Here is a 13,851-nt window from a genome sequence, read left to right as displayed (position 1 = left end):
GTCCGCAGCCCAGCGTTAGGCGTGTCGATCGACGCCCCCACGCCCTTCTGCACCCCCACCGCATACCGCGACGCCAGCTCGGCGAAGGCAGCGAAGTCGCCAAGCCCGCCCCCAGCCCGGCCAGCCATCTCAGCTTCCTGATCCACCGGCTCAGCCAGCTTCTCCAACGCCCGCTGATCGAAGTTCACCGTGTTGTCATTCGGGCAATAAGAAGCGGGCGGAGTGCTGGGCCCGCCGGAGCAGCTGCCCGACCCAGCCGTGAACCGAGGCCCCTGAACCCCAGCACCCTTGAACGCCTCGTCAAGGCTGGCCTTCAAATCCACCACCGTCTGCTCACCGAACCGAGTGTCTCCCTTGCCTCGGTCCTGAGAATCGAACGGCCGCTCAGTCAGCCGCTTCTGCACGTTCTGCGCGTTCATCCCCGCGCATTCCTTCGGCCCCTTCTCGAACCCGGCCTGGAACGCGTACGTCCGGTCGAACGCCGTGCCGTGCGCCTGCCGATCCGTCGCACTGGTCCCGGCCTGGTCCCGGATGAAGAACATCGCCGCCAGGATCTGGTCCAGCCCCTCGGCCGTCGACACTCGGTAGAACTTGCTCTTGTCCTCGGCGACCCAGCGGAAGTACCCGCCCGCGAAACAGTCCGCCTGCTGTTCCTTCACGACCGTCGGCGTCGACTTCGAAATCCCCGCCGAGGCCCCGAGCCGGTACTGGATCGCGTGGCCGAACTCGTGCGCCAGCACGGTCACCACCGACATCGGCCCGAACCGCTTGCGCAGCATCGGCAGCAGCACGCCGCGGTCCCACGCCACCGAATCGTCGCCCGCGCAGTAGAAGGCGTTCACCAGCTGCTTGACGCTGCCGCACGCGGTGTTCTGGGTGTCGCGCTTCGAGTCGTACGACAGCAGCGACTTGACGGGCTCGAACCGCTTGCCGCCGAACTCGGCGGGCAGCGCCTCGCTCCAGTAGGCCTGCACGTCCGCGATCGCGGCGGTGGCGAGCTGGTCGTCCTCCCCGCCGCTGGCGTTCTTCACCGGCAGGTCCGGCCGCGGCGCGTCCGCACGCAGCCCGCTCTCGAAATGCGTGACCGGCAGCCCGGCGACGTTCCCGGCGCCCGGCGTCGCCGGAGGAGTCTTGCCCCCGCACGCGGCTGTCCCCAGCACGGTCGCCGCGACCAGTGCGACCAGCGCGTACCGGCGTCCCCCTCGGCTCATGTTCCCTCGTTCCACATCCGCGTCGACAACGAACCCGGACATTACTGACCCGGATGGCGGAACGTGCGGACAATCCCCGAAGTGGGGTGCGAGCGCGCGCGAGGCGGGCCGGATATCGTCGCTGACCATGCGTGCAGTCCGCCGGTTCACCGTCCGCGCCAGCCTGCCCGAGCCGCTCGCCGGGCTCGGGGCCCTCGCGACCAACCTTCGCTGGACCTGGCATCCGCCGACGCGCGACCTGTTCGCCTCGATGGACGCCGAGCTGTTCGACAAGATCCGCGACCCGCTGCGCATGCTCACCGCGCTGCCGCCGGAGCGGCTCGAGGAGCTGGCGAAGGACGAGGACTTCCTGAACCGCACCCGCGAGGCCGCGGCCGGGCTGGAGCGCTACCTCACCGAACCGCGCTGGTACCAGCGCCGCACCGACGACGGCCTGCCGCAGGCGGTCGCGTACTTCTCGATGGAATTCGGGGTCACCGAAGCGCTGCCGAACTACTCCGGCGGCCTCGGCGTGCTCGCCGGCGACCACCTCAAGGCGGCCTCGGACCTCGGCGTGCCGATGGTCGGCGTCGGCCTGCTGTACCGGTCCGGCTACTTCCGCCAGGGCCTGTCGCTGGACGGCTGGCAGGTCGAGCACTACCCGGTGATCGACCCGAACGCCTTCCCTCTGGAACTGGTCACCGAGGACGGCCGTCCGGTGCTGGTCGAGGTCGCCATGCCGGGCGGGCGCGACCTGCGCGCGCAGATGTGGCGGGCGCGCGTCGGCCGGATCCCGCTGCTGCTGCTCGACACCGACATCGAGGCCAACGACGAGGACCTGCGCCCGGTCACCGACCGGCTGTACGGCGGCGACGCCGACCACCGGATCCGGCAGGAGATCCTGGCCGGCATCGGCGGGTTCCGCGCGGTGCGGAAGTTCTGCGAGCTGACCGGACATCCGCAGCCGAAGGTGTTCCACACCAACGAAGGCCACGCCGGATTCCTCGGGCTGGAGCGCGCCCGCGAGATCATCCAGTCCGACAGGCTCGCCTTCGACGAGGCGCTGCCCGCGGTCCGCGCCGGGACGGTGTTCACCACGCACACGCCGGTCAGCGCGGGCATCGACCGCTTCCCGGTCGACCTGGTGCAGCGCTATTTCTCCGACGGAAGGCTCGTCCCGGACGTCGACGTGCGCCGCGTGCTGCAACTCGGCGCGGAGGACAACCCGGGCCTGTTCAACATGGCGCACATGGGATTGCGGCTGGCGCAGCGCGCGAACGGCGTCTCCGAGCTGCACGGCCGCGTCACGCGCCGGATGTTTTCCCGGCTGTGGCCCGGTTTCGACGACGCCGAGGTGCCGATCGCGTCCATCACCAACGGCGTGCACGGGCCGACCTGGGTGGCGCGCGAGCTGAGCGCGCTGCTCGGCGGCAACCACGAGGAGTTCGGCCACGAAGGACGCACGCCGGACAGTTCGCTGCGCGACGGCGTCAGCGACCAGCAGCTGTGGGAATTGCGCCGGGAACTGCGGGAAAAGCTCGTCGGCGAGGTTCGGCGGCGGGTGCGGAGGGCCTGGATGCAGCGCGGGGCGTCAGCGCTGGAACTGGGCTGGACCGACCGCGTCTTCGACCCGGACGTGCTGACCGTCGGCTTCGCCCGCCGCGTCCCGACGTACAAGCGGCTCACGCTGATGCTGCGCGACCCGGACCGGCTGCGCGCGCTGCTGCTGGACGAGAAGCGGCCGATCCAGATCGTGATCGGCGGCAAATCGCATCCCGCCGACGAGAACGGCAAGCAGTTGATCCAGCAGATCGTGCGCTTCGTCGACGATCCCGCGGTGCGCCACCGCATCGTCTTCCTGCCGGACTACGACATGTCGATGGCCCGCTACCTCTACCGCGGCTGCGACGTGTGGCTGAACAATCCCGTGCGGACGCTGGAAGCGTGCGGCACGTCGGGGATGAAATCGGCGCTCAACGGCGGCCTGAACCTGTCCATCAAGGACGGTTGGTGGGACGAGTGCTACGACGGATCGAACGGCTGGGCCATCCCCACCGCGGACGGCGTCACCGACCCGCTCCGCCGCGACGACCTCGAAGCCGCCGCGCTGTACGACCTGCTGGGCCAGCAGATCGCGCCGCTCTACTACGACACCGGCGCGGACGGCGTCCCGACCGGCTGGCTCGCGATGGTGTGGCACACGCTCGAAACGCTGGGCCCACGCGTGCAGGCGTCGCGAATGGTGCGCGAGTACGTGGATTCCGGCTACCTGCCCGCGTCGCGCATGGTCGCCGCCGCCACCGACGACGGCCACCAGGGCGCGCTTTCGCTGGCCGACTACCGGACCAAACTGGAAGTCGCGTGGCCGCGCGTGCGGATCTTCGATGCCGACCTCCAGTACGACCACACCGAACGGCTAGTGGTGGGCACCGAGGTCACCATCCGCGCCCGGATCGACCTCGCCGGACTCGAACCGTCCGAAGTGGACATCCAGGCCGTGGTGGGCCAGGTCGGCGACGGGGACGAACTCGCGGACGCGGTGCAGGTCCCGATGACGCCGGACGGAATCGGCGCGTTCGCGGCGACCCTGCGCCTGCCGCGAGCGGGCTCGGTCGGCTACACGGTGCGGGTGCTGCCGAAGCACCCGCTGCTGGCCAGCCCGGCGGAGCTGGCGCGCGTCGTACTCGCCTGAGGCCGAGGTCCGTGAGGGGAACCCTGAGGGACTCAGAGTCCCTCAGGGTTCCCCTCACGGACTCCCGCAGGAACCGAGCCGCGCAGCCCGTCTCGCCAGGCGGTGCACCGCATCCCCCTGACCAGCACCGCTGCGATAAACCCGCGGCACTACTGAGAAAACCCCTTGTGGCGCGTGCCCCGGCTCACGGAACCGCGGGAGAACCGCCTTTTTGTACCGGCAACCCAGCCGCCGCCCAAGCCCGGAACCCGCCCGCCAAGTCCGTCGCCTTCACCAACCCCAGCCGCTGCAAATCCGCCGCCGCCAGGCTCGACGCGTACCCCTCGTTGCACACCACCACCGCGACGGTCTCCGCCGAAACCCCCGGCAGCCGCCATTCGCTCTCCGGGGCCAGCCGCCACTCCAGATGGATCCGCTCGATCACGACGGACCCGGGAATCTCGCCCTCTGCGACCCGGTTGGCGTACGGCCGGATGTCGACGATCAGCGCGCCGTCGGCCTGCAGGTCCGCGGCGCGCGCCGGATCCGCCCGGTCCAGCGAGGTCCGGGCGTCGGCGAGAAAACCATCGAGAGCAGTCATGACCGCACAATGGCAGGCAGCGGCGGGATCTCGTTCGGCACGTCCGCGAGGCTCGTGTACTCGCGCGTCGGCACCAGCGGCGGCGAGTAGGCGTGCACGCTGGCCGCCGGTTCGCTGCCGACGCCGAGCACCTGGTGCGAGCGTCCGGCGCCGAAGCCGATGCCCTGCCCGGCGGTGTGCGTGCGGCGGCGCACCGGGCCGCCGGGGTAGCGGTACTCCTCGCCGAGTTCGCCCTGCAGCACGGTGAACGAACCCGACGCGCCGCCGTGGTCGTGCGGCTTCGTGTGCTGGCCGGGCAGCCACGACAGCAGCCACAGTTCGACGCCGTCGGTCAGCGCGAGCCGGGCCCACCAGCGCTGGTCCTCGTCGAAGCGCAGGACGTCGCGCAGGCTGGTGGTCAGTTCGGTGGCGACCGTGCGGGTCAGGTCGGCCAGTTCGCGCGGCGTCCACAGCAGCCGCGACGGGTGCAGCAGCTCCGGCAGCAGCGGATCGGCCAGCTGGGGGTGGATTTCGACTTCCGGACGGACGATGGACGTGGTCAACGGAGGCTCCTGGAAATAGCTCGGATAGTGCCGGACGCGAGGCGACGCGGCACGCCGACGAGGATCAGCGTGCGTGCCGCGCCGGGCTACACCCGCTGGAAGCCACCAGGAGAAGGTCGATCGCGCGACGGCGCCACAACACGGGGCGCGCGGACCTGAACATGCGGTGGATGCTGCCACAGCGCCGAGATCACGGCCGGTCGTCCCATCCGCTGGACACCCCGCGCGCCGTTACCCCCGGGCGGGTGCGCGCCCGCGCCCGGGCGACCGCCACAATGGGCTCGTGAGCGAGCCGATCCTGCCCAGCGATCCTGACGACCTCGTCGTGCGGATGTCCGGTGTCGGCGTCCGCCGTACCGGAAACGACCTCCTCGCGGCCCTCGACTGGGCGGTGGAGCTGGACGAGCGATGGGTGGTGCTCGGGCCCAACGGGGCGGGCAAAACCACCCTGCTGCGCCTGGCCGCCGCCGAACTGCACCCCACCTCAGGCACGGTCGACCTGCTCGGCGACCGCATCGGCAAGGTGAACATCTTCGACCTCCGCCCGCGCATCGGGTTCACCTCCGCCGCGATCGCCCAGCGCGTGCCCGGCGACGAGCGCGTCGCCGACGTCGTGGTCAGCGCCGGGTACGCGGTGATGGGCCGCTGGCGCGAGCAGTACGACCGGATGGACCTCGACCGCGCGACCGAACTGCTCGGCACGCTCGGCATCGCGCACCTGGCCGAGCGCACGTTCGGCACGCTGAGCGAGGGCGAGCGCAAACGCGTGCTGATCGCCCGCTCGCTGATGACCGACCCGGAGCTGCTGCTGCTCGACGAGCCCGCCGCGGGCCTCGACCTCGGCGGCCGCGAGGACCTCGTGGCCCGCCTGTCGGCGCTCGCGATGGACCCGGACGCGCCGGCGATGGTGCTGGTCACCCACCACGTCGAGGAGATCCCGCCCGGCTTCACCCACGCGCTGCTGCTGCGCGAGGGCCGCGCGGTGGTGTCCGGCCTGGTGGACGACGTGATCACCAGCGAGAACCTGTCCAAGACGTTCGACCAGGACCTGGTGCTGCAGCGTTCGGGCGAGCGGTTCTTCGCCCGCCGCAGGTAGGTCGGCTAGGTTGGCCTTACCGGCCGGTAGCCTGCAAGCGCCGCGTAAACGCCGTTAACGAGGAGGAATCCCGTGGGAGAGTTCGTAACCCTGGAGGTCGAGGGCGGGGTCGGCACGATCCGGCTGGACCGGCCGCCGGTCAACGCGCTGAACAACCAGGTGCAGGCCGAACTTGCCGAGGCCGCGCGCGAGGCGTCCGACCGCGACGACGTGCGCGCGGTGATCCTCTACGGCGGCGAGAAGACCTTCGCCGGCGGCGCGGACATCAAGGAGATGGCCTCCCGCACGTACCCGGAGATCGCGAAGTTCGGCGCCGAGCTGACCGCGTCGCTCGCCCGGGTCGCGAACATCCCGAAGCCGGTCGTCTGCGCGATCACCGGCTACGCGCTCGGCGGCGGCCTCGAACTGGCGCTCACCGCGGACTGGCGCGTCGCGGGCGACAACGTGAAGGTCGGCCAGCCGGAGATCCAGCTCGGCATCATCCCCGGCGCGGGCGGCACGCAGCGGCTGACCCGGCTGATCGGCCCGAGCAAGGCCAAGGACCTGATCTTCACCGGCCGCTTCGTGAAGGCCGAAGAGGCGCTCAAGCTGGGCATCGTCGACGAGGTGGTGGCCCCGGACGACGTGTACGCGGCGGCGCACAAGTGGGCGTCGCAGTTCGCGAACGGCCCGGCGATGGCGCTGCGCGCGGCCAAGACCGCGATCGACTCCGGCCTCGACGTCGACCTGGCCACCGGCCTCAAGATCGAGACGCAGCTGTTCACCGCGCTGTGGGCGACCGAGGACCAGCGCAACGGCATGCAGTCGTTCATCGACAACGGCCCCGGCAAAGCCAGTTTCGAGGGGAAGTGACTTCCGTGTCCGACCCGGCTCCGAATCCGCACGCCACCGAAGACGAGGTCAAGGCGGCCTACGCCGACCCGAAGCTCGCGAACGTCCTCTACCACGACTGGGAAGCCGGGACGTACGACGAGAAGTGGTCCATTTCCTACGACGAGCGCTGCATCTCCTACGCCACTGACGTGTTCAACGCGGTCGCGGGCGAGGACGGCCAGCCGTACCAGCACGCGATGGAACTGGGCAGCGGCACCGGGTTCTTCCTGCTGAACCTGATGCAGGGCGGCGTCGCGAAGAAGGGCTCGGTCACCGACCTGTCGCCGGGCATGGTGCAGGTCGCGCTGCGCAACGCCGAGGGCCTCGGCCTCGACGTCGACGGCCGGGTCGCCGACGCGGAGCGGATTCCCTACGACGACAACACGTTCGACCTCGTGGTCGGGCACGCGGTGCTGCACCACATCCCGGACGTGCGCCAGGCGTTCGGCGAGGTGCTGCGCGTGCTCAAGCCGGGCGGGCGGTTCGTGTTCGCGGGCGAGCCGACGAAAATCGGCGACCGCTACGCGCGCCGGCTCGGCCAGTTCACCTGGTACCTCACCACGAACCTCACCAAGCTGCCCGCGCTGAGCGGCTGGCGGCGTCCGCAGGAAGAGCTGGACGAATCGTCCCGCGCGGCGGCGCTCGAAGCGGTGGTGGACATCCACACCTTCGACCCGTCCGAGTTGGAAGCGATGGCGCGCGGGGCGGGTGCGCAGGACGTCCGCGCGGTCACCGAGGAGTTCTCGGCGGCGCTGGCCGGATGGCCGATCCGCACCTTCGAAGCCGCGGTGCCGCAGGAGAAGCTCACCGTCCGCTGGCGGCTCTTCGCCTACCACCTGTGGCTGCGACTGTCCGCTTTGGACAAGAAGCTGCTGTCGAAGGTGCTGCCGCGCGAGCTGTTCTACAACGTGATGATCACCGGGACCAAGCGGCCGTCCTGAATTGCCCTACAGTTTCACGCTCGACGACGTCGCCTTCCTGCGCTCCGCCGCGGGACGGGCGGCGCTCGCCGAGTGCTCCACTTTGGACGGTTCGCGGATCGCGGACGTCACCGCGGCTCGGCGGCTGACCGGGGAGCATGCTGCCCCGGTGCTGGAAACTGTTGCGCTGCGCCGTAAATCGGCTTTGAAGCTGGCCTCTTCGGCCGATTGGTTGTTCACTGCCGACGCCTTGCAGCAGGCGAGTGCAACTCCGGTAGCTCGGCATCGGGCTTCGCGGCTGACTGGTCTCGCCGTGCATGACGTCACGTGCTCAGTCGGTGCCGACCTGGTCGAACTGTCTCGGGTCGCTTCGGCGGCGATCGGGTCCGATGTGGACCCGGTACGGCTGGAAATGGCTCGGCACAATGCTTCCGCCGCCGGAGTGTCGCCGCTCGTCGCACGAGCCGACGCCTTGCAGCCGGTTTCCCGGGACACCGCCGTGGTCGCCGATCCCGCCCGCCGCGACTCCGCCGGTCGGCGGGTATGGCGTCCGGCCGACTTCCTGCCGCCGCTCGACGAACTCGTAGCCGCCTATCCCGGCCGGGCCCTGTCGGTGAAATGCGCTCCCGGCATGGATTTCTCCATCGCGCCCTGGGCGGACGAGGTAGAACTCGTGTCCCTCGACGGCCAAGTCCGCGAGGCCTGCCTGTGGCGAGGCATCTCGTCTGGTATCACCCGCCGAGCGACAGTGTTGCGTTCCGACGGTACACAGTGGACTCTCACGGATGCGGAACCGGACGACATTCCCGTGCAGGCAGCGGGGGAGTGGCTGGTAGACCCGGACGGCGCGGTCGTCCGCGCCGGGCTCGTCCGGCACTACGCGGCTCGACATGGTTTGTGGCAACTGGACGAACGCATCGCCTACCTCACCGGCGACACACCACCACCGGGAGTGCGCGCCTTCCGAGTGCTGGAACAGTTGCCGTACCGCGAAAAAGCGCTCGGACAGGCGTTGAAAAAACTCGAGGTCGGACGGTTGGAAATCCTCGTCCGCGGCCTCGACGTGGACCCGGACGCTTTGCGTCGCAAGCTGAAACCGCGCGGGCACGAAGAGTCCACTGTGGTGCTGACAAGGATCGGCCGGTCGCCGGTGGCGTTCGTGTGCCGGGCCGAACGCATCCCAACGGAGGGTTTTCAAGCCGGGTAACGCGGCGTAAGTTCTGCGGGTTGGCGAATAATCACTGGAGGGTCGCTGTGTCTCGTTTTCCCGCTCTCGTCAAACTGGCCGCCGCCGCGGCCGTCGGCGCCACCGTCGCAGGCGGCGCGACCGCACTCGCCGGCTCGGACGCCGTCACCGCCGCGCACGGCCGGGAGCCGGCCAACATCGGCCAGGTGAAGAACGACGTCAAGACGTACTACGGCGACTGGCTCGACGCGTCCGGCAAGCACCACTACTCCGAGACCAGCCGGTTCGTCACCGACACCAAGCGCGTGGTCGCCGACGCGAAGCGGTACCTGCAGCAGAAGCTGGGCAAGGTGAAGAACCCGGCGATCGTGCTCGACGTGGACGACACGTCCGAGATCACCTACGGCTGGGAAGCCGACAACGACTTCGGCTTCGACCCGGTGAAGCAGCAGAAGGCCATCGACGACGGCACTTTCGAGGCGAACAAGCCGGTGCTGGAACTGACGAAGTGGGCCGCCGAACGCGGCGTGCGGGTCTACTTCCTGACCGGCCGCAACGACAAACAGGGCCCGCAGTCGCTCAAGAACCTCGCGAACGAGGGCTACCCGACGCCGGCCGGCGCGTACTTCAAGCCGAAGACCACCGCGCCGGATTACCTGCCGTGCGGGCTGAACTGCAACACCGTGCAGTACAAGTCGGGCACCCGCGCGCACATCCAGTCGACCGGCGCGCACATCGTGCTCAACCTCGGCGACCAGTTCAGCGACCTCGAAGGCGGTTACGCCGACCACCCGGTGAAGCTGCCGAACCCGATGTACTACCTGCCCTGAGCGCCGGAGGCAGCCCGGGTCCCGCGCCGGGCCCGGGCTGCTCCGGATTTCCTCAGCCGGAGTATCCGGCGAAGATCTTGGAGAATTCGTAGGGCTGCTGGGAAATGTTGGTGCACCGGTACAGCGCGCCAGTGCACGCGTTCGCGTCACGGCCGAGTTCCCAGAACGACAGCATTCCCAGGTGGACACTCTGCGCGAAGCTCACGACCGCGCTGGCGTCCTTCTGATAGAAGATCTCGTTCTGCGAATCGTTGACGCCCAGCATCGGCGTCAGCCCGACCTTCTGCCAAGCGTCCGCATCGGACAGTCCGAGCGCCGATTTCAGTTGCGCCTGCGTGGATTGCGCCGCCTGGATCGCCTTGGCTCCCTGATCGCCGGACCCCTGGTAGTAGTCCATCGCCATCACGTTCACCAGGTCGAGATTGACGCCCGCGTCCCGCGCCGAGGTCACGACGTTCAGCCCGTCCGACGTGAGCCCGGTGGGAAGCACCGGCAGTGTCAGGGAAATCTTGAGACCCGGATTGTGGTCCTGCACCTTTTTCAAGGCCTGTGAACGAAGGCTGATCGACCCGGGGTCGGCGACCGCCGCGCCCTCGATGTCGACGTCGATGTACTTGAGGTTGTAGGCTTTGATCACCGCCTCGTACTCGCCCACAAGCGAATTGACGTCACCGCACGCCTGCGCGAGTTCGACGCCGGACGCACCGCCGAAGGAGACCTTGACGTCTCCGCCGCCCGCGCGGATCTTCGCGATTTCGTCGGACTGCCACCCCTGCCGGGGATCGTAGGCAGCGAACCAGCTGGCCTTGCACGCAGCGCCGGTGACAAAGCCGAGAGTGAAACTCTTGATGCCGCTTTGCTCGGACATCGACGACAGCACGGGCGACGGCCACGCGCCCATGTCCACATAGGGCGCGAGCGCGATCGACGAGTCGCTCGCCGCAGCCGCGGTGCTCTGCGGCGCCGCGAGTCCGGCTACGGCCAGCAACCCGCCGAGCGCGGCCGCCAGTTTCCGGGGGGAGGACAGACGCATGGGTGGAACCTCCACGGTGAGGACCGAGGGGTGGAAAACCCCTGTCCAAATGGTATAGACCAATAACTCCGGGGGGGCCATACGCCATTAGTATGCCGATCCGTCCCGCTGAGCGGGATTCAGTGTTCCGCGGCCGGCCGAAACCGCAGGTCGATCGCCAGCGCGGGATCCCCGTCATGCACTCGATCCCACCGAACCGGCTTCCCGCCCGGGTTGTCGAACAGCCGGATGCCGGACCCGAGCATCACCGGCATGAGATGCACGATGAACTCGTCGACAATCCCCAGCTCGACGCATTGCCGCGCGATATCCTGACTGTGCAGCTCAAGATCCTTCCCGTCCGCCGCCCCGAGCCCGATCTCGACCGCCTCCCGCACGTCGCAGTCGAGAAACGTGACCCCGTCCTCGGCCTGCGCGTCCTCCGGATGATGGGTGAGCACGAAAACCGGCCCGCTCCACGCTCCGCCGTACGGCTGCTTGGCGACCTTCCCCGGCGCTGTTGCCGCCAGCGCGTCAAACCCGCGCCGCCCACCCAAAATCGCCCCGACCCGCGCGATGGATTCCTCGTGCACCCCCGGCGTGACGTGCACCCCCGACATCCAGTCCATCGCATGCCCCTCCGCGGCGACGAACCCGTCCAGCGACATCGCGACGTGCCACAACACCTTGCCCATTGAGCCCTCCTCGTTCTTTCCGATACGAGGTAGACCGGCGGCGCGGCGAAAACTCATCGGTCCTCAGGCACCGCCCCGGCTACCTGTGCGAACACCGACGGCACGCGCGTCGTGAACGACGCCCAGCGGGCCAGCGCTGAGGCTCTCCAGCGATGTTCGCCGACCTGGAATGCCAAGAGCACATGTCCGCCGCCCTGGCCTTGGCGGAATGCGAACCACGCCTGTACACCGTGGAATCTGCGCACCACGCCTGATGGTCTGGCCTGCCACCCCCGGGCCGCGCGCCGCGGGCGGGTTCTCTCGCAAAGCCCGCTTACTTAGCTGGCCCAGCCCAGCCGGATCGGAGCTGCCTCGGCCCTTCTTCCGGTGCGCCCCTGCGCTGAGTTCTTTCGGGCGGCCCCGCTGGCTTGACGGGGCATCATCTCTCCTCGCCGCTCGTCTCGGAGATCCCCGGTCCGGCCGGGCCCGAGCGGGCCGGAGCGCCCCGCCCCCTCTGCCGAAATCCGTCGGATGCCCGGCTTCCGACTCAGTCAGCCCCGGCCTCGCACCGCCCCCCGTCCTGGCGGCTCCGGTCTGTCCTGCCAGACCGGAGCCGCAGCGTCATCACCGCTTCCGAGCCACCAGCACGGTGTCCCGAACCACCATCTCCGTCCCCACCACAGCCCTCTCCCGGGCATCCGCGGCCACCGAAGCCCACGACTGATCCAACGTCTCCGCCACTTCCTCAGCCGTGAACATCATGTCCGGCATGTGCGGCCGCCCAGCGTGCGTATCCGCCGGGTCATGCCCCACCACCAGCAACGTCCCGCCCGGTGCCACCGCGTCCGCGAGCCGCGCGAACGCCACCGTCCGGGCCGCCGACGGCACGTGCAGGAAATGCGACGTCACCAGGTCGAACTTCGACTCCGGCACCCACTCGCCCAAGTCCGCGGCGACCCACGCGATCCGCTCGGCCACCCCGAGTTTCGCCGCCTGCGCGCGCCCGCGTTCGATGGCCGTCGTGGAGAAGTCGACCGCCGTCACGCGCCAGCCCTGCTGCGCGAGCCAGATCGCGTCGCCGCCCTCGCCGCAGCCCGCGTCCAGCGCGTGGCCCGGTTCCAGGCCGGAAGCCTCGGTCACGAGCTGATCGTTCGGCCGTCCGCTCCACATTTCGTCCTGCGAGCGATACCGCTCCTCCCAGGAACCGCGGTCGAACGGCGGATGCTCGTTGGCCCGCGCGACCTCCCGCTCCACCTCGTGCGAGAACGGCATTTCCCGCCGCCGCACCGCCTCCGCGGCCTCCTCTTCGACCAGTTCCCCGTTGATCGCCGCCCCGGCCATCAGCCCCGCCGCGGCCGAAACCACTACCTGCGCGCGCATGTCCGTGACGTTGCCCGCCACCCACAAACCAGGCACGGACGTCCGGCCGGCCGCGTCCGCGGGAACCCTGGTGCCGATCACGAAACCGTTGAACTCCACCGGTTCCGGCTCGATCCCGAGCGGCGCGAGAAAGTCCGCCCGCGTCTTGGCCGGCGCCGCGACAGCCAGCGCCTCCCGCGCCACGACCGTTCCCGACTCGAGCCGCACCCCGGTCAGCTGGTCGTCCTCGGCCTCGATCGCGGCGACCACTCCGTCCACGATCCGGATCCCGCGGGCCAGCAGCGGTGCTTCGTCGAAATCGCCGTGCGTGTGCCGGAAAACGACCACGTCGTCGGTCAGCTGCCGCCACATCAACGCCTGGTGCACGGTCATCGGACCGGTCGACAGCACGCCGATCGCCCGGTCGCGCACCTCCCAGCCGTGGCAGTACGGGCAGTGCAGCACGTCGCGCCCCCACCGCGCCGCCAGCCCGGCGACCTCGGGCAGCTCGTCCACGAGACCGGTCGCGACCAGCACTCGCCGTGCGTGCGTACGCCGTCCGTCGGCGAGGGAGATCTCGAACCCGTTGTCCCCCTTGGCAATCGACGTCACCGTCTGCGCGACCACCTCGCCGCCGTACCCAGCCAGTTCCGCGCGGCCGAGCGAGAGCAACTCGGCAGGCGGCGTGCTTTCGCGGGCAAGATAGTTGTGCACGTGCCCGGCCGGCGCGTTGCGCGGCTCGCCGGAATCCACGACCAGCACCGACCGCCGGGACCGCGCGAGCGCCACCGCTCCGCTGAGCCCGGCCGCGCCGCCGCCGACCACCACCACGTCGTACTTCTCGTCCACTGGATCCTCCTGTAGTCCCCTTGCCTCGGACTATCCGGAGAACGCGCC

General features: G+C 69.6%; 12 protein-coding genes. 6 read left to right on the top strand and 6 right to left on the bottom strand.

The window, feature by feature from the left end; genetic code table 11:
• Positions 1-1,211 (bottom strand): neutral zinc metallopeptidase (locus tag D0D37_RS02470; RefSeq protein ID WP_116198853.1); only part of this gene is annotated, 1,211 nt, incomplete at its 3' end.
• Positions 1,212-1,338: 127 nt separating this feature from the next.
• On the opposite strand from D0D37_RS02470, the gene glgP reads away from it, so the two are divergent.
• A complete protein-coding gene (glgP, locus tag D0D37_RS02465; protein ID WP_116198844.1) occupies positions 1,339-3,882 on the top strand; it encodes an alpha-glucan family phosphorylase in 2,544 nt (847 codons plus the stop codon).
• A gap of 184 nt (positions 3,883-4,066) precedes the next feature.
• Here the strand turns inward: glgP and D0D37_RS02460 are convergent, their stop codons facing one another.
• Together D0D37_RS02460 and D0D37_RS02455 are read right to left on the bottom strand one after the other, a co-directional pair.
• Positions 4,067-4,462, bottom strand: a complete 396-nt coding sequence (locus D0D37_RS02460) for a rhodanese-like domain-containing protein (protein WP_116198843.1) — start codon at positions 4,460-4,462, stop codon at positions 4,067-4,069.
• Positions 4,459-5,004 carry a cysteine dioxygenase gene (locus D0D37_RS02455; protein WP_116198842.1) on the bottom strand — a complete coding sequence of 182 codons (546 nt, stop codon included), beginning with the start codon at positions 5,002-5,004 and terminating at the stop codon, positions 4,459-4,461. Before D0D37_RS02455 ends, D0D37_RS02460 begins: the two co-directional genes overlap by 4 nt.
• A gap of 283 nt (positions 5,005-5,287) precedes the next feature.
• On the opposite strand from D0D37_RS02455, the gene D0D37_RS02450 reads away from it, so the two are divergent.
• From D0D37_RS02450 to D0D37_RS02430, 5 genes are all read left to right on the top strand, one after another.
• Positions 5,288-6,100 carry an ABC transporter ATP-binding protein gene (locus tag D0D37_RS02450; protein ID WP_116198841.1) on the top strand — a complete coding sequence of 271 codons (813 nt, stop codon included), beginning with the start codon at positions 5,288-5,290 and terminating at the stop codon, positions 6,098-6,100.
• 72 nt (positions 6,101-6,172) lie between these two features.
• Positions 6,173-6,952 (top strand): enoyl-CoA hydratase/isomerase family protein, encoded by a 780-nt coding sequence (locus D0D37_RS02445; RefSeq protein WP_116198840.1) that lies wholly within the window; start codon positions 6,173-6,175, stop codon positions 6,950-6,952.
• A complete protein-coding gene (locus tag D0D37_RS02440) occupies positions 6,949-7,914 on the top strand; it encodes a class I SAM-dependent methyltransferase (protein ID WP_116198839.1) in 966 nt (321 codons plus the stop codon). The genes D0D37_RS02445 and D0D37_RS02440 overlap by 4 nt, the downstream gene beginning before the upstream one ends.
• Before the next feature lies 1 nt (position 7,915).
• Positions 7,916-9,100 carry a class I SAM-dependent methyltransferase gene (locus D0D37_RS02435; protein ID WP_116198838.1) on the top strand — a complete coding sequence of 395 codons (1,185 nt, stop codon included), beginning with the start codon at positions 7,916-7,918 and terminating at the stop codon, positions 9,098-9,100.
• Between the two features lie 47 nt (positions 9,101-9,147).
• A complete protein-coding gene (locus tag D0D37_RS02430; protein ID WP_116198837.1) occupies positions 9,148-9,909 on the top strand; it encodes an HAD family acid phosphatase in 762 nt (253 codons plus the stop codon).
• A 52-nt stretch (positions 9,910-9,961) separates the two neighbouring features.
• On the opposite strand, the gene D0D37_RS02425 is transcribed toward D0D37_RS02430, so the two are convergent.
• The 3 genes from D0D37_RS02425 to D0D37_RS02415 all read right to left on the bottom strand — a co-directional run bounded on the left by D0D37_RS02425 (position 9,962) and on the right by D0D37_RS02415 (position 13,803).
• Positions 9,962-10,942, bottom strand: coding sequence for a chitinase (locus D0D37_RS02425; RefSeq protein ID WP_116198836.1), 981 nt, complete (start codon positions 10,940-10,942; stop codon positions 9,962-9,964).
• A 119-nt stretch (positions 10,943-11,061) separates the two neighbouring features.
• Entirely contained in the window at positions 11,062-11,616 is a 555-nt protein-coding gene (locus D0D37_RS02420) for a dihydrofolate reductase family protein (RefSeq protein WP_116198835.1), read from the bottom strand.
• A 603-nt stretch (positions 11,617-12,219) separates the two neighbouring features.
• Complete coding sequence (locus tag D0D37_RS02415; protein WP_116198834.1) at positions 12,220-13,803, bottom strand: bifunctional NAD(P)/FAD-dependent oxidoreductase/class I SAM-dependent methyltransferase; 1,584 nt, start codon at positions 13,801-13,803, stop codon at positions 12,220-12,222.
• Between the last annotated feature and the right edge of the window lie 48 nt (positions 13,804-13,851).

Source organism: Amycolatopsis circi (assembly GCF_003385235.1).
In the GTDB taxonomy this organism is placed as follows: Bacteria; Actinomycetota; Actinomycetes; order Mycobacteriales; family Pseudonocardiaceae; genus Amycolatopsis; species Amycolatopsis circi.
This window is presented reverse-complemented; position numbering and strand designations above follow the sequence as displayed.